The organism is Paraburkholderia unamae, assembly GCF_003268775.1.
Lineage (GTDB): Bacteria > Pseudomonadota > Gammaproteobacteria > Burkholderiales > Burkholderiaceae > Paraburkholderia > Paraburkholderia unamae.
Genome location: NZ_QLSU01000010.1, coordinates 131,244 through 146,951, shown reverse-complemented (window position 1 = coordinate 146,951; position 15,708 = coordinate 131,244). Strand labels below are relative to the sequence as shown.

Annotated in this window: 16 protein-coding genes; 12 read left to right on the top strand and 4 right to left on the bottom strand. The window is 64.2% G+C overall.

Translation table 11 applies throughout. The features are described from left to right. Positions 1 to 14: 14 nt before the first annotated feature. Both rnhB and C7401_RS18215 read left to right on the top strand, forming a co-directional pair. A complete protein-coding gene (gene rnhB, locus C7401_RS18220; RefSeq protein ID WP_112172931.1) occupies positions 15 to 752 on the top strand; it encodes a ribonuclease HII in 738 nt (245 codons plus the stop codon). A gap of 114 nt (positions 753 to 866) precedes the next feature. Beyond that, positions 867 to 1,652, top strand: coding sequence for a TrmH family RNA methyltransferase (locus C7401_RS18215; RefSeq protein ID WP_112172794.1), 786 nt, complete (start codon positions 867 to 869; stop codon positions 1,650 to 1,652). A gap of 88 nt (positions 1,653 to 1,740) precedes the next feature. Here the strand turns inward: C7401_RS18215 and ppsR are convergent, their stop codons facing one another. Next, a complete protein-coding gene (gene ppsR / locus C7401_RS18210) occupies positions 1,741 to 2,556 on the bottom strand; it encodes a posphoenolpyruvate synthetase regulatory kinase/phosphorylase PpsR (protein WP_112172793.1) in 816 nt (271 codons plus the stop codon). 398 nt (positions 2,557 to 2,954) lie between these two features. Between ppsR and ppsA the strand changes: the two genes are divergently transcribed. The 3 genes from ppsA to C7401_RS18195 all read left to right on the top strand — a co-directional run bounded on the left by ppsA (position 2,955) and on the right by C7401_RS18195 (position 7,006). Further along, entirely contained in the window at positions 2,955 to 5,354 is a 2,400-nt protein-coding gene (gene ppsA / locus C7401_RS18205) for a phosphoenolpyruvate synthase (RefSeq protein ID WP_112172792.1), read from the top strand. Between the two features lie 142 nt (positions 5,355 to 5,496). Beyond that, on the top strand, positions 5,497 to 5,979 hold the full coding sequence (locus tag C7401_RS18200) for an NfeD family protein (RefSeq protein WP_112172791.1): 483 nt from the start codon (positions 5,497 to 5,499) through the stop codon (positions 5,977 to 5,979). Between the two features lie 67 nt (positions 5,980 to 6,046). Continuing rightward, the gene (locus tag C7401_RS18195; protein WP_112172790.1) at positions 6,047 to 7,006 is read left to right on the top strand and encodes an SPFH domain-containing protein; all 960 of its coding nucleotides are present in this window, start codon (positions 6,047 to 6,049) and stop codon (positions 7,004 to 7,006) included. 80 nt (positions 7,007 to 7,086) lie between these two features. Here C7401_RS18195 and smpB read toward each other — a convergent pair whose 3' ends face one another. Then, entirely contained in the window at positions 7,087 to 7,533 is a 447-nt protein-coding gene (smpB, locus tag C7401_RS18190; protein WP_112172789.1) for an SsrA-binding protein SmpB, read from the bottom strand. A gap of 102 nt (positions 7,534 to 7,635) precedes the next feature. Between smpB and C7401_RS18185 the strand changes: the two genes are divergently transcribed. Both C7401_RS18185 and C7401_RS18180 read left to right on the top strand, forming a co-directional pair. Further along, entirely contained in the window at positions 7,636 to 8,073 is a 438-nt protein-coding gene (locus C7401_RS18185) for a type II toxin-antitoxin system RatA family toxin (protein ID WP_112172788.1), read from the top strand. Further along, positions 8,070 to 8,402: an RnfH family protein gene (locus C7401_RS18180; RefSeq protein WP_112172787.1), complete on the top strand. Its 333-nt coding sequence runs from the start codon at positions 8,070 to 8,072 to the stop codon at positions 8,400 to 8,402. Before C7401_RS18185 ends, C7401_RS18180 begins: the two co-directional genes overlap by 4 nt. A gap of 146 nt (positions 8,403 to 8,548) precedes the next feature. Here the strand turns inward: C7401_RS18180 and C7401_RS18175 are convergent, their stop codons facing one another. Then, entirely contained in the window at positions 8,549 to 9,595 is a 1,047-nt protein-coding gene (locus tag C7401_RS18175; protein WP_112172786.1) for a DMT family transporter, read from the bottom strand. A gap of 296 nt (positions 9,596 to 9,891) precedes the next feature. Here C7401_RS18175 and guaB point away from each other — a divergent pair, with 296 nt between their 5' ends. The 5 genes from guaB to C7401_RS18150 all read left to right on the top strand — a co-directional run bounded on the left by guaB (position 9,892) and on the right by C7401_RS18150 (position 14,592). After that, a complete protein-coding gene (gene guaB, locus C7401_RS18170; RefSeq protein ID WP_112172785.1) occupies positions 9,892 to 11,352 on the top strand; it encodes an IMP dehydrogenase in 1,461 nt (486 codons plus the stop codon). 6 nt (positions 11,353 to 11,358) lie between these two features. Beyond that, positions 11,359 to 12,102 carry a hypothetical protein gene (locus C7401_RS18165; RefSeq protein ID WP_112172784.1) on the top strand — a complete coding sequence of 248 codons (744 nt, stop codon included), beginning with the start codon at positions 11,359 to 11,361 and terminating at the stop codon, positions 12,100 to 12,102. A gap of 192 nt (positions 12,103 to 12,294) precedes the next feature. Continuing rightward, a complete protein-coding gene (gene guaA / locus C7401_RS18160) occupies positions 12,295 to 13,878 on the top strand; it encodes a glutamine-hydrolyzing GMP synthase (protein ID WP_112172783.1) in 1,584 nt (527 codons plus the stop codon). Positions 13,879 to 14,011: 133 nt separating this feature from the next. Then, on the top strand, positions 14,012 to 14,233 hold the full coding sequence (locus C7401_RS18155) for a ribbon-helix-helix domain-containing protein (protein WP_112172782.1): 222 nt from the start codon (positions 14,012 to 14,014) through the stop codon (positions 14,231 to 14,233). Further along, positions 14,227 to 14,592: a type II toxin-antitoxin system VapC family toxin gene (locus C7401_RS18150; RefSeq protein ID WP_112172781.1), complete on the top strand. Its 366-nt coding sequence runs from the start codon at positions 14,227 to 14,229 to the stop codon at positions 14,590 to 14,592. The genes C7401_RS18155 and C7401_RS18150 overlap by 7 nt, the downstream gene beginning before the upstream one ends. Before the next feature lie 61 nt (positions 14,593 to 14,653). On the opposite strand, the gene C7401_RS18145 is transcribed toward C7401_RS18150, so the two are convergent. Then, a complete protein-coding gene (locus C7401_RS18145) occupies positions 14,654 to 15,646 on the bottom strand; it encodes a sugar-binding protein (RefSeq protein ID WP_165841904.1) in 993 nt (330 codons plus the stop codon). Between the last annotated feature and the right edge of the window lie 62 nt (positions 15,647 to 15,708).

Sequence of the window (15,708 nt, the reverse complement as noted above, 5' to 3'; positions counted from 1 at the left end):
CGAAGGCGCCGGCCGTGAAGAAGCCGCCGTCGCAGGCGGCGCTCAAGCTCGCCGCGCGGCGCAAGGCGGCGCGTCAGGCCGGGCTGCTGTTCGAGTCGCCCGACGACGTGATCTGCGGGGTGGACGAAGCCGGCCGCGGGCCGCTTGCCGGGCCCGTTGTCGCAGCCGCCGTGATTCTCGATCCCGCGCGGCCGATTCGCGGACTCGATGATTCGAAGGTGCTGACGGCACAGGCGCGCGAAGCGCTCTACGAGCAGATCGTGGAGCGCTCGCTTGCGTGGTGCGCCGCGTTGGCCACGGTCGAGGAAATCGACACGCTCAACATCCTGCATGCGACGATGCTGGCGATGCGGCGCGCCGTCGAAGGCTTGAGCATCACGCCGACGCTCGCGAAAATCGATGGCAACCGCTGCCCGGTGATGCCGGTGCGCAGCGAGGCCGTGATTGGCGGCGATGCGCTCGTGCCGAGCATTTCGGCGGCCTCGATCATCGCGAAGGTCACGCGCGACCGCATGCTGGTCGACCTGCACGAACGCCATCCTCACTACGGTTTCGACGCCCATGCCGGCTACGGCACGCCGCAGCATCTCGAAGCGTTGCGCGTGCATGGTCCGTGCGAGCATCACCGGCGCTCGTTCGCGCCCGTGCGCGAAGCGTTTGCACTGCACGGCATCGTCGTGCCCGGCGCGGCAGCGGTGGCGAGCGACGCCGCCAGCCTCGAAGCAGGCGACGCCTTCGCGCCACTACCTTGAACCGCCGCGCGGAGCACGCGCAGCGGGACTCAGGTGAACCGGCGCCGCTACGCATGCTGCGGGCGGCGCCGTTTTCCTTTTCATTGATCTTTTCTGAATACGCCAGGGCCGCCCGTGAAAGCCATTACCTCGCGCGACAATCCGCTCTACAAGCGCCTGAAGGCGTTGGCCGGTTCGACGCATCAACAGCGGCGCAGCCATCAGGCTCTCCTCGAAGGGTTCCACCTCGCGAGTGCCTGGCTCGACGGCGGATCGCAACCCGAATTCTGCGTGGTGACCGAAGGCGCGCTTGCGCACGAAGAAGCGCAGGCTATCGTCTCCCGCGTGGACGAACGCCGCATCATCACGCTGCCCGATGCGCTGTTCGGCCAGTTGTCGAACGTCGTGCACGGCGTGGGGCTGCTGCTGCTCGTCGACATGCCCGAGGCGAGGCTGCCCGAGCGCGTCGAATCGACCTGTCTCGTGCTCGACGGCTTGCAGGACGCGGGCAATGTCGGCTCGATCCTGCGCAGCGCGGCGGCGGCCGGCATCGACAAGGTGTTCTGCACGCCGGGAACGGCTTATGTGTGGTCGTCGAAGGTGCTGCGCTCGGCCATGGGCGCGCATTTCCTGTTGCAGGTGTTCGAGAACGTGGAACCGCAAGTGCTGGTCGACATGCTCGGCGTGCCCGTCGTCATCACCGATTCGCACGGCGCGCAGGCGATCGACGAGGCGGATCTGGCGGGGCAGGTGGCCTGGGTGTTCGGCAACGAAGGCGCGGGTGTCTCGCAGGTGTGGCGAGACGCGGCGGCGCTGCGCGTGACGATCCCGCAGCCGGGCGGCATGGAGTCGCTCAACGTCGCGGCGGCGGCGGCCGTGTGCGTGTTCGAGCAATGCCGGCAGCAACGGCACGCGCGTTGACGCCGGCTTGAAGCCTCGAAAAGAAAAAGCCCGCTTTACCAAGCGGGCTTTTTTGTTTCACGTGCGGGCAAACGGCTTCGGGTTGACGTCAGTACGCCGGCTTGTCGATGCGGATTTCCTGGAGGATCGTCGTGGCGATTTCCTCGATCGACTTGTGTGTGGACGAGAGCCACTTGATGCCTTCGCGGCGCATCATCGCTTCGGCTTCGTTCACTTCGTAGCGGCAGTTCTCCAGCGCCGCGTATTTGCTGCCCGGCCGACGCTCGTTGCGGATTTCGGTGAGGCGCTGCGGATCGATCGAAAGGCCGAAAATCTTCGCCCGGTGCGGCAGCAACGAATTCGGCAGCTTGCCGCGCTCGAAATCGTCGGGAATGAGCGGGTAGTTTGCTGCCTTCACGCCGTACTGCATGGCAAGGTAGAGGCTCGTCGGCGTCTTGCCGCTGCGCGACACGCCCACGAGGATCACGTCGGCGTCGGCGAGATTGCGGTCGGACTGGCCGTCGTCGTGCGCGAGCGAGAAGTTGATCGCCTCGATACGGTTTTTGTACTCGTCGGTGTCGGCGTTCTGGTGGCCGCGGCCCATCGCGTGGCTCGACTTGAGCTCGAGCTCCTGCTCCAGCGGCTCCACGAAGGTCTGGAACATGTCGAGCACGAGCGCGTTCGAGCGCTTGACGATCTCGTTCGAATTGCTGTCCACGAGCGTCGTAAAGACGATCGGGCGGCGGCCTTCTTGCACGGCGGCTTCGTTGATCTTCTCGGCGGTCGAATAGGCCTTGTCGGTCGAATCGACAAAGGGCAGGCGCACGAGGCGGAACTTCTGGTCGAACTGCGACAGGATCGAATGCGCGAAGGTTTCGGCAGTGATCCCGGTACCGTCGGAGACGATGAATACGGTAGGCGGCATCGGTTGAGGCTGGGTACGTGAGCGCAGGGCCGCTCGGGGACAGGCTGGGCGCCCGGAAAGCCCCGTCCGGCGGGACCGAGGGGCAATTCTCGCCGACTGGCACAAATTCGGGAGTCGGCACGGTAGAATAGCGGCAACCTGTTGGATAAGCAATTGCAGTGCAACCGCGCCAAACAGCCGCTCATCGCAGCGCATTCTGGTGTCAACTTGCAGCGATTCCGTCTAACTCCGTGTAATCGCGCGCATCTTCGTGTTTTTCCATTGAATGGAAATTCGCTTGGCGTGTGAGCGATTGTTTCTCCAACAGGTTGCGCAAGACGCGAAATCGCCTCCAATGGGTGACTCGCGTTCGAGCCCACTTGCGCAATCGTGAATTTTTTTCACACTTAGGGGCTTGTATGACTAACACCGTTGCCAAGGATCAGGCGTATGTAGTGCCTTTTGAGCAGTTGCGGATGACCGATGTCGAGATCGTGGGCGGCAAGAACGCCTCGCTCGGCGAAATGATCAGCCAGTTGGCTGAGGCTGGCGTGCGTGTGCCCACGGGCTTCGCCACGACCGCGCTCGCCTTCCGCGACTTCCTGAAACACAACAACCTGACCGAACGGATCGCCGCTCGCCTGGAAACGCTCGACGTCGACGACGTCAAGGCGCTGGCCGAAGCGGGCAAGGAAATCCGTCAATGGATCATCGACGCGCCGCTTCAGGCGAAGCTCGAAGCGGACATCCGCACGGGCTTCGAGACGCTGAAGAGCAGCTCGCCGTCTGAACTGTCGTTCGCCGTGCGTTCGTCGGCAACGGCGGAAGACCTGCCCGACGCATCGTTCGCCGGTCAGCAGGAAAGCTACCTGAACGTGGTGGGCATCGAAGACGTGCTCGACCGCCTCAAGCACGTGTTCGCGTCGCTCTACAACGATCGCGCTATCTCCTATCGCGTCCACAAGGGCTTCACCCACGCTGAAGTCGCACTGTCGGCCGGCGTGCAGCGCATGGTCCGTTCGGACCGCGGCGCCGCAGGCGTGATGTTCACGCTGGATACCGAATCGGGCTTCAAGGACGCCGTGTTCATCACGTCGAGCTATGGCCTGGGCGAAACGGTCGTGCAGGGCGCCGTGAATCCGGACGAGTTCTACGTCTTCAAGACCACGCTCGAGCAGGGCAAGGCACCGATCATCCGTCGCTCGATCGGCTCGAAGCTCATCAAGATGGAATTCACGCAGCCGGGCGAGCCGGGCCGCGTGAAGACGGTCGACGTCTCGCACGAACAGCGCAACCGCTTCTCGATCACCGACGAAGACGTGATCGAGCTGGCCAAGTACGCTGTCATCATCGAGAAGCACTACCAGCGTCCGATGGACATCGAGTGGGGCAAGGACGGCCTCGACGGCAAGATCTTCATTCTCCAGGCACGCCCGGAAACCGTGAAGAGCCAGGCCGTGGGCAAGGTCGAGCAGCGCTTCAAGCTCAAGGGCCAGTCGCAGGTTCTCGCAACGGGCCGTGCCATCGGCCAGAAGATCGGCGCGGGCCGCGTGAAGGTGATTCACGATCCGTCCGAAATGGAACGCGTGCAGCCGGGTGACGTGCTGGTCGCCGACATGACCGACCCGAACTGGGAGCCGGTGATGAAGCGCGCAGCCGCCATCGTCACGAACCGTGGCGGCCGTACCTGCCACGCGGCGATCATCGCGCGTGAGCTCGGTGTGCCGGCCGTGGTGGGCTGCGGCGACGCGACCGACGTGCTGAAAGACGGTGCGCTCGTGACGGTATCGTGCGCGGAAGGCGACGAAGGCCGTATCTACGACGGTCTGCTCGAAACAGAAGTGAGCGAAGTTCAACGTGGCGAGCTGCCGGCCATTCCGGTCAAGATCATGATGAACGTCGGCAACCCGCAACTCGCGTTCGACTTCTCGCAACTGCCGAATGCAGGTGTTGGCCTCGCGCGTCTCGAGTTCATCATCAACAACAACATCGGCGTGCATCCGAAGGCGATTCTCGAGTACCCGAACATCGACGCGGACCTGAAGAAGGCCGTGGAAAGCGTTGCACGCGGTCACGCATCGCCGCGCGCGTTCTACGTCGACAAGCTCACGGAAGGCATCGCCACGATCGCGGCGGCGTTTTATCCGAAGCCCGTCATCGTGCGTCTGTCGGACTTCAAGTCGAACGAGTACAAGAAGCTGATCGGCGGTTCGCGCTACGAGCCGGACGAAGAAAACCCGATGCTGGGTTTCCGCGGCGCGTCGCGTTACATCGCCGAAGACTTTGCTCAAGCGTTCGAAATGGAGTGCCTGGCACTCAAGCGCGTGCGTGAAGAGATGGGCCTCTCGAACGTCGAAATCATGGTGCCGTTCGTGCGTACGCTCAAGCAGGCGGAGCGCGTGGTCGGTCTGCTCGAGAAGTTCGGCCTCAAGCGCGGCGTGAACGGCCTCAAGCTCATCATGATGTGCGAAGTGCCGTCGAACGCGATCCTCGCCGAAGAGTTCCTTCAGTACTTCGACGGCTTCTCGATCGGCTCGAACGACCTCACGCAGCTCACGCTCGGCCTCGACCGGGACTCGGGCATGGAACTGCTGGCCGTCGACTTCGACGAGCGCGATCCGGCCGTGAAGTTCATGCTCAAGCGCGCGATCGACACCTGCCGCCGTCTGAACAAGTACGTCGGCATCTGCGGTCAGGGCCCGTCCGATCATCCGGACTTCGCCCTGTGGCTCGCGGAAGAAGGCATCGCTTCGATCTCGCTGAACCCGGACTCGGTTGTCGAGACCTGGCAGCAACTGGCGAAGTCGCAGTCGAAGTAAGCACGGTGCCGGGGGCGCGAGCCCCCGGTGCTCGCGAAGCTTGATGCAGTTTCCCAGCCAGCTTGCACGCTGCGGAAAAAAGTGTCAGCTTCGTGCTATAACACCCCGGTCTAGCCGGGGTGTTTTACTTTGGGAGGTCGCCGTGGGTCCGCATGGTTTGTTCTGGTGGATTGCCGCCGGCGTGCTCATCGTCGCGGAGCTGATGACGGGCACGTTCTACCTCTTGATGATCGCGCTCGGTTTTCTCGCGGGCGCCTTGAGCTATGAACTGGGCGCGCCGCTCGACGTGCAGTTGATCGTCGCGGCCGTGGTTGGACTCGCCGCCGTGGTCACGCTGCGCCGCTCGCGCTTCGGCCGCCGGCGCCGCATGACCGACGCCTCGACCGATCCGGGCGTGAATCTCGATATCGGCGCGACGCTCACCGTTGCCGCCTGGCGCGACGGCCGCGCCCGCACGATGTACCGCGGCGCCGAATGGGACGTCGAACTCGCGCCCGGCGAGCCCGAAGACGCACCGCTCTACGAAATCAAGGCGGTGCGCGGCAGTTGCCTCGTCGTGGCGGCGAAGCACGAGCGGCACGACGCCCAGACGCACAAGGCCGATGACACCGCGCGCCATGCCTGAGTCGCCTGAGTCGCCGAATTCCCGCAGCGCACCAACAAAACCACACTGAAGCGAACGGAGGTCCCGTATGCAAGTCCCAGTCGTCGGCCTGATTCTGCTCGTGATCGTCATCGTGCTGATCGCGCAGACCATCAAGATCGTGCCGCAGCAGCATGCCTGGGTGCTCGAACGCCTCGGGCGCTACCACGCCACGCTTACGCCCGGGCTGACGATCGTGCTGCCGTTCGTGGATCGCGTGGCCTACAAACACGTGCTCAAGGAGATTCCGCTCGACGTGCCGAGCCAGGTCTGCATCACGCGCGACAACACGCAGCTTCAGGTGGACGGCGTGCTGTATTTCCAGGTGACCGATCCGATGAAAGCGTCGTACGGGTCGAGCAATTTCGTGTTCGCGATCACACAGCTTTCGCAGACCACGCTGCGTTCCGTCATCGGCAAGCTCGAACTCGACAAGACTTTCGAGGAGCGCGACTTCATCAATCACAGCGTCGTTTCCTCGCTCGATGAGGCGGCCTCGAACTGGGGCGTGAAGGTACTGCGCTACGAAATCAAGGATCTCACGCCGCCGAAGGAAATCCTCCACGCCATGCAGGCGCAGATCACCGCAGAGCGTGAGAAGCGCGCGCTGATCGCGGCGTCGGAAGGTCGCAAGCAGGAGCAGATCAACCTGGCGGCCGGCGCGCGCGAGGCGGCGATCCAGAAGTCGGAAGGCGAGCGTCAGGCGGCCATCAACCAGGCGCAAGGGCAGGCCGCGGCCATTCTGGCGGTGGCCGAGGCGAACGCGCAGGCCATCCAGAAGATCGGCAACTCGATCCAGGCGCAGGGCGGCATGGACGCGGTCAACCTCAAGGTGGCCGAGCAGTATGTCAACGCCTTCGCCAATCTCGCGAAGCAGGGCAATACGCTGATCGTGCCGGGCAACATGGGCGATCTGAGCACGATGATCGCGTCGGCGCTCACGATCGTGAATCGCGCGGGCTTGCGCGAGGGGCAGATCAGCGGGTCCGGGGCGACGAAGGGCGCGTGAGCGCTGAGTCGCTGGAAATGACAACGGGCCGCGCGAGCGGCCCGTTGTCTATCTGAACATCTGAACGATGCCTGGCGCGATCAGGTGGGCGAGCGCATCAGGCGTGCCTTTTCGCGCTGCCAGTCGCGCTGCTTCTCGGTTTCGCGCTTGTCGTGCAGCTTCTTGCCCTTGGCGAGGCCGATCTCGCACTTCACGCGGCCACCCTTGTAGTGGAAGTTCAGTGGCACGAGCGTGAAGCCGCGCTGCTCGACCTTGCCGATCAGCTTGTCGATTTCTTCGCGGTGCAGCAGCAGCTTGCGGATGCGCGTGGGGTCCGGGTGGATGTGCGTCGAGGCCTCGGGCAGCGGGCTGATGTGCGTGCCGATCAGGTACAGCTCGCCGTCCTTGATGACGACGTAGCTCTCCTTGATGTTGGCTCGCCCCGCGCGCATGGCCTTGACCTCCCATCCTTCGAGCACGAGCCCAGCCTCGTGGCGCTCTTCGATGAAGTAATCGAAGAACGCTTTTCTGTTGTCGATGATGCTCATGGGGAAATGGGATTGGCCCAACTCGTTTAAAATCACGATTTTAGCAAAGCGGGCTCGCGAAAGCCCGTGGCGCTTTCACCCTTGCCACGCATTGCGCAATTTATGGCGGATGTCCAGAAAACCGTGTTGATTCGCCATTCGGCGGAACAGATGTTCGACCTCGTCACCGACGTCGCCGATTACCCCAATTTCCTGCCGTGGTGCGGCGGCATCGAGATACGCCGTCAGGACGAGGCGGGCATGGAGGCGAAGATCGACATCAACTTCAAGGGCATCAAGCAGCACTTCGCCACGCGCAACTCCCAGAAGCGCCCCGAGCGCATCGACATGGAGTTCGCGGACGGCCCGTTCCGCAAGTTCACCGGCTACTGGCGCTTCACGCCGCTGCGCGCCGACGCCTGCAAGATCGAGTTCGCGCTGCACTACGAGTTTTCAAACATCATTCTCGAGAAGCTCATCGGGCCGGTGTTCCATCACATCGCGAACACCTTCGTCGACTCCTTCGTGAAGCGCGCCGACCAGCGCTACGGCAAGCCATGAGCGCGAATCTTTCCGTCGACGTTTGCTACGCGCTGCCTGACGCGCAAACGCTCATCAGCATCGAACTGCCGGCGGGCGCCACCGTCCAGCAGGCCATCGACGCAAGCGGCGTTCTCGCGCGGCATCCCGAGATCGACCTGACGAAGCTGAAGGTGGGCGTGTATGGCAAGCTCAAGCCGCTCGATACGGTGCTTGCCGATCATGATCGGGTGGAGATCTATCGCCCGCTGATCGTCGATCCGAAAGCGGCGCGCCAGCGCCGCGTCGACAAGAGCCGCAAGGAAGGCTCGATCGAGGGGCGCAAATGGCTGCACAAGGATTCGCGCTGACGCCTTTGTGATGGGCAGCGCAAGCGGCTGCAAAAACGTAAAGGGCGGGGTAGCTCGCGCTAGCCCGCCCGTCCGGCCTCTCAGGGCGTTCCTGTTCTCAGGCTCTCAGGTTCTCAGCCTTTCCGTTTGGGTTGTCTGCGCGCCGCTCACGCGGTCGTGCGGCGTTGCTGCGTCTCGTCGCCGGATGCGGCGCGCTTTTCGGTCCCGATCCCCGGCAGGTCGCCTTCCGGCACGATCCCGTCGCCGTGGGCCGTGTCCTCCGGGCCGCCCGCATGCTGGCGCACCGACCAGCTCACGCCCGCCACCAGCAGCATGATGGCCGCGACTTCCAGCACGCGCGGCAGCCGATGGTCGTAGATGAAGCCGTACAGCAGCGCGAACAGCGTCTCGAACACGATCATCTGGCCGGACAGCGTGAGCGGCAGGCGCTTGGCGGCGGCGTTCCAGAGCCCGTTGCCAAGCCACGAGGCGCCGATCGCGAGCACCAGATTGAGCTGCCAGAAGGTGGTCCAGCGCGCGGCCGGCACGGTTTCCTGCACCCAGCCCGAGGGCAGGGCCAGAATGCCGAGCCAGAGCACGCCGCCGAGCGCGCCCGTCACCACACCCCACAACACCGACCATTCGTTCCCGCTGAAGTGCGCGTTGCGATGCAGGTAACGCGCGTTCTCGACCGCGAACCACGTCCAGCACACGAGCGCGCCCACGGCGCAGCCAAGACCGGTAATGCGGGTGAGCACGCTCGTCTGGCTGCCGGCCTCGCCCGCTGCGGTGAACACGTCCACGTTGATGCAGACGATGCCGGCCGCGATCATCGCGAGCGGCCAGACCAGCCGTGAAAGCGGCACGGCGCCGTGGTCGCGGCGGCCGAGCAGCGTCACCGTGACGGGCAGCACGCCGACGATCAGCGAAGCGGGCGCGATGCCCACCAGATGGATCGCACTCGCCAGAAAGAGGTAATAGAGCACGTTGCCCATGAGCGCGAGCTTCACGAGCGCAACGAGGTCGGCGCGCGTGAGGCGGGGCCACACGCGGCGCAGCATGGGCACGAGCGCGGCGAGCGAGACGAGCCCGTACATCACATAGCGGCCCGAGCTCAGGAGCAGGGGCGAGAATTCCGCCAACTGCCGGGGCACCACGAATACGGTGCCCCATAACGCGCCGGCAAGCACGCCGTACAACACACCACGCTGCATTTGATTTGCCTCCAAAGACGACTGGCGGCCCGCGCGGGCCATGAAACACGATGGCTCGAAGCTTAACGGGCGACATGCCGGGGCGTCTTGTTCAATCCTGCACCGCGCCGCTCGCTGCGCTTGCGCGGGTTGCCCGAGTGGGAATTCGGGTCGGAGGCGCACCTGGCCCGCCGCTTCGCAGCCGCCAAGGCCCGAGCGTGGAAATAATCCCGAAAACGGCGCTAAGCTACTGTTCACACTGATGATTTCCAGGGCGCTATCGCGTATAATCTGCTTTTGCGCCTATAGGATTTGCCATGCGTCTGATCCAGAAAGCACTCACGTTCGATGACGTGCTCCTCGTCCCCGCCTTTTCCGACGTTCTCCCGCGCGATACCAGCCTGAAGACCCGGCTGACCCGCAATATCTCCCTGAACATTCCGCTCGTGTCGGCCGCAATGGACACCGTCACGGAAGGCCGTCTGGCAATCGCCATGGCGCAGCAGGGTGGCGTCGGCATCGTCCACAAGAACCTCACGCCGGCCGAGCAGGCGCGTGAGGTTGCGAAGGTGAAGCGCTTCGAGTCCGGCGTGGTGCGCGATCCGATCACGATCCCGCCGCAAATGAAGGTCGCGGATGTCATCGCGCTCTCGCAGCAGCATGGCATCTCGGGCTTCCCGGTTGTGGAAGGCGCGCAACTCGTCGGCATCGTCACGAACCGCGACCTGCGTTTCGAAACGCGTCTGGACGAGCCGGTGCGCTCGATCATGACGCCGCGCGAGCGCCTCGTCACCGTCAAGGAAGGCACGCCGCTCGCCGAAGCCAAGTCGCTCATGCACAGCCACCGTCTCGAGCGCGTGCTGGTCGTGAACGATGCGTTCGAACTGCGCGGCCTCATGACCGTCAAGGACATCACCAAGCAGACCGAGCACCCGGCCGCCTGTAAGGACGAGCACGGCAAGCTGCGCGCGGGCGCGGCAGTCGGCGTCGGTCCGGACAACGAAGAGCGCGTCGAACTGCTGGTGCAGGCCGGCGTGGACGTGATCGTGGTCGATACGGCGCACGGCCACAGCAAGGGCGTGCTCGAGCGCGTTCGCTGGGTGAAGAAGAACTTCCCGCAGGTCGAAGTGATCGGCGGCAACATCGCCACGGCCGACGCGGCCCGCGCGCTCGTCGAGTACGGCGCGGACGGCGTGAAGGTCGGTATTGGCCCGGGCTCGATCTGCACGACGCGTATCGTGGCAGGCGTGGGCGTGCCGCAGATCAGCGCGATTTCCAATGTCTCGGAAGCGCTCAAGGGCACGGGCGTGCCGTGCATCGCAGACGGCGGCGTGCGCTATTCGGGCGACGTGTCGAAGGCGCTGGCAGCCGGCGCGAACGCTGTGATGATGGGCAGCATGTTCGCGGGCACCGAAGAGTCGCCGGGCGACGTGTTCCTGTTCCAGGGCCGCCAGTACAAGTCGTACCGCGGCATGGGTTCGGTTGGCGCGATGAAGGACGGTGCCGCTGACCGCTACTTCCAGGACAATTCGGCGAACATCGACAAGCTCGTGCCGGAAGGCATCGAAGGCCGCGTCGCCTACAAGGGCCCGATCAACGCGATCCTGTTCCAGATGATCGGCGGCGTGCGCGCCTCGATGGGCTACTGCGGTTGCCGCACGATCGACGAACTGCACGCGAAGGCGGAGTTTGTGCAGATCACCGGCGCCGGCTTGAACGAATCGCACGTGCACGACGTGCAGATCACGAAGGAAGCCCCCAACTATCACGTGGACTAAATCCCGATGAAGCCGCTGCTGCGCGTGCTGCTGATTGTCGATGCGTTGACGTTGCTGGGGTTCGGCGTGCTGTTCGTTCTCACGCCCTGGACCCTGGTCTACAACGCGTTGCAACTGGTGCAAACGCAGCCGGCGCTCGTTGGGCAGGCGTTCGGCGTGGTGCTGCTGGGTTTCGCGTGGCTCGCGCTACGTGCGGCCTTCCACGGCGAGATGACTTTGCCCGTGGGCCGCACGGTGGGGCACGTCAACTGGATTGCCGGCGTGCTCATGCTGGTCTGGATGATCGGGCTGCGTGCGCCGCGCCTCACGGGGTTGGGCCAGTTGGTGGCCGGTGCGGTGGGCGTCTGGTTGATCGTTCTCGGGCTTGGCGGTGTCCGCCTCGCAGGCGCGGTGCGCAAGCGCGTGAAGGAGCAGGCGGCAGGAGGCTCCACTCGGCAGCGAGAAGCGCGCAAGGTCGCGAAGGAGCGGTCCGAACGCCGTGACGAGCCGGTGACGTACGCGAAGCCGGGTTTCATGCGCTCGATGCCGTGGGGTGGGGCGCGGGAAGCGCGTGAAGCGCAACGGTCCGCCGCGCCGCTCGAACCGGTCGTGGAAGTGCCGACCGTGACGCCTGCGGCAGTCCCGCCTGTGACGCCGGCGCCTGTGCCGCCGGTTACGCCGCCGCTGGCGAGTGCGGCGCCGGCCGATGAGGCTCGACGCACGGCTCGCGACGAAGCGGCCGACGCACCGAGGCCGCCGCTGCGTGGCTGATGCCGCGCGCAAACCCGGCCTCCGAAATACCAGACGCAGTGCGCCCGCAGTTGGGGCGGCAGCACATCCGAATGTGCGCTACCCGGTCCCGCCGTAGTGCGCTGTCCTGGTCCTGATGAATTCACGCCGCGCGCGGATTACCGGCAGCGCGGCTTTCTGTATCCGTTCTTTTTTTAGGTCTCGTCCGCAGCCATGCACGACAAAATCCTGATTCTCGACTTCGGCTCGCAAGTCACCCAGCTCATCGCACGCCGCGTGCGCGAAGCCCACGTCTACTCGGAAATCCATCCCTACGACGTCGACGACGCGTTCGTTCGCGAATTCGCGCCGACGGGCATCATCCTCTCGGGCGGCCCGAACTCGGTCACCGACACCGACACCCCGCGCGCGCCGCAAGCGGTGTTCGAACTGGGCGTGCCGGTGCTCGGTATCTGCTACGGCATGCAGACGATGGCCGAGCAGCTCGGCGGCAAGGTCGACGGCGGCCACCTGCGCGAATTCGGCTACGCCGAAGTGCGCGCGCGCAACCACACGAGCTTCCTCGAAGGCATCGAAGACTTCCGCACGAGCGAAGGCCACGGCATGCTCAAGGTGTGGATGAGCCACGGCGACAAGGTCACGGAAATGCCGCAAGGCTTCCAGTTGATGGCATCGACGGAATCGTGCCCGATCGCAGCCATGGCCGACGAAGCGCGCCACTTCTACGGCCTGCAATGGCACCCGGAAGTCACGCACACGGTGCAGGGCCGCGCGATGCTCGAGCGTTTCGTGCTCGGCATCTGCGGCGCGAAGGCCGACTGGGAAATGGGCCACTACATCGACGAAGCCGTCGAGACGATCCGCAAGCAGGTGGGCAAAGAGCACGTGATTCTCGGCCTTTCGGGCGGCGTGGATTCGTCGGTGGCGGCGGCGCTGCTGCATCGCGCGATTGGCGACCAGCTCACCTGCGTGTTTGTCGATCATGGTCTCCTGCGCCTGAACGAGGCGGAGCAGGTGATGTCGATGTTCGCGGACAACCTGGGCGTGAAGGTGATCCATGTCGACGCGAGCGAAGCGTTCATGTCGAAGCTCGCGGGCGTGACCGATCCGGAAGCGAAGCGCAAGATCATCGGCGCTGAGTTCGTCGAGGTGTTCCAGACCGAAGCGGGCAAGCTCACCGACGCGAAGTGGCTTGCGCAAGGCACGATCTATCCGGACGTGATCGAATCGGCCGGCAAGGGCAAGAAGGCTGCGCACACGATCAAGAGCCACCACAACGTGGGCGGCCTGCCGGAAACGCTGAACCTCAAGCTGCTCGAACCGCTGCGCGAACTCTTCAAGGACGAAGTGCGCGAACTGGGCGTGAAGCTCGGCCTGCCGCATGAAATGGTGTACCGCCATCCGTTCCCGGGCCCGGGCCTGGGCGTGCGTATTCTCGGCGAAGTGAAGCGCGATTTCGCGGACCTGCTGCGTCGCGCCGATGCGATCTTCATCGAGACGCTGCGCAACACGATCGACAAGGAAACCGGCAAGTCGTGGTACGAACTCACGAGCCAGGCGTTCGCGGTGTTCCTGCCGGTGAAGAGCGTGGGCGTGATGGGCGATGGCCGCACTTACGAGTACGTGGTGGCGCTGCGCGCGGTACAGACGCTCGACTTCATGACGGCCCACTGGGCGCATCTGCCGCATGACCTGCTGGGCCATGTGTCGAACCGCATCATCAATGAAGTGCGCGGCATCAATCGTGTCGTGTACGACATCTCGGGCAAGCCGCCTGCGACGATCGAGTGGGAGTGATGGTCTCCCGCTAGCCTGCTGGCGATGCAAAAACCCGCGTTCGGCATTTGAGCCGACGCGGGTTTTTTGCTTTCGGGGAGCACCTTTCCGCAGGTTTTGATATACGATATGTATATCATGTATGGAGAATGGAATGAGCCGGATTCTGATTGATCTAACCGAGGCGCAGGTCGAAGAACTGGCGGCGCTCGTGCAGACCGAGCATCGGTCGCGTGCGGCGATCATTCGTGAGGCGATCGAGTCCTATATTGCGCAGCGCAAACGCTCGGCAGAGGGCGAGGACGTCTTCGGGGCCTGGAAGGGCAGGCAAGTCGACGGCCTCGACTATCAGCGGGAGCTGCGTTCGGAATGGTAAGGGCGCTCTTCGACACCAACATCCTGATCGACTACCTCAGCGGCATCCTTCAGGCGAAAAAGGAACTGGCGCGCTACGAATATCGCGCTATCAGCACGATCACGTGGATGGAAGTCATGGTCGGCGCGCAGCCGGACGATGAGCCGGCGATTCGCGGCTGGCTGGCGTCGTTCGACGTGCTCGAACTCGACCACCGCATTGCGGACCGCGCCGTCGCGATCCGCAGGACAAAGAAGGTGCTGCTGCCCGATGCAGTCGTCTGGGCGACCGCGCAGGTTCACTCGCTGCTTCTGGTGTCGCGCAACACGAAGGACTTTCCGGCCGACGAGCCGGGCATCCGCGTGCCGTACAAGGTTTAGGCTGGCGGTTGTGCAATGCAAGCCGAGCAATCCGAGCCTCGGCTTGCTCACGGTTACGCCCTCAGTGCTTCAGACACGTATCCGCGTTCTTCCACGTGCAAACGTCGAGCCCCGTATGAACGATGGGCTTCACCGTCTTGCCTGCCGCCAGGTCGCGCATCACCATCGCCGCCTGATAGCCCATTTCCTCGGGCCGCTGCCCGACGAGGGCGTTGACCTTGTGGTCCTTGAGCGCCTGGAGTTCCGGCCCGAGCGTATCGGCTGAGACGATCACGAATTTGCCGCTCTGGATCTTGTCCATGATCGGCGCGACGACCTGCGAGTACGCCTCCGGTGCGAAAAGCGGCCAGCCGCCCTCGAACACGAACGCCTGTAGCGTGTTGGCGTTGGCCGTGAGCGTGTCCTGCATCATCTGGTTCGCTTTCGCGGCGTCGTCGTTCACGTAGAGCGGGCAGGCGCTGATCTCATGCCAGTTGTTTTCGCCCGCAAGCTTCTTGATGCCCTTCTTGCCCGAAAGCACGTCGCGCGTGCCCTGGGCGCGCTGGTTGATGTTCTCGGCCGCGGGGTTGCCCATCACGAGGCAGATATTGCCGCCCTTGGGCATGAGCGTCTTCAACTGCTCGCCAAGCTTCACGCCCAGTTCGTAGTTGTCGGTGCCCACATACGCCTTGCGCAGCGACTGGTCCTTGGGCAGCAGGTCGGCGTCCGCCGTGATGATCGGAATGTTCGCGTTGCGGCGGCGGATCACTTCCGCGATGGCCGGGGCATTCGAGGGTGAAATCGCAATGGCCGCCACCCCCTTGGTCAGCAAGTCGTCGACGATCTGCACTTCGGCGCTTTCGTCGGCGGCCGTCGCGGGCCCGGTGTAGTAGCAGTTGTAGCCCTCTTTGCCGAGCTCCTTGTTCGCCCGGTCGCATCCCTGATGCATGAGATCGAAATACGGATTGTCGAGGCCCTTCACGACCAGCGCGAGGGTCTTGTCGGCTGCATAGGCGGAAGAGGCCAGCATGGCCAGCCCTCCGATCGCAGCGAAATACTTCCACGCCTTCTTCATGGTTTCCTCCTGTTCGGCGCCGGTCTCCCGGCGCGCGTGTCTCGTACCGCTTTCTTCATCGG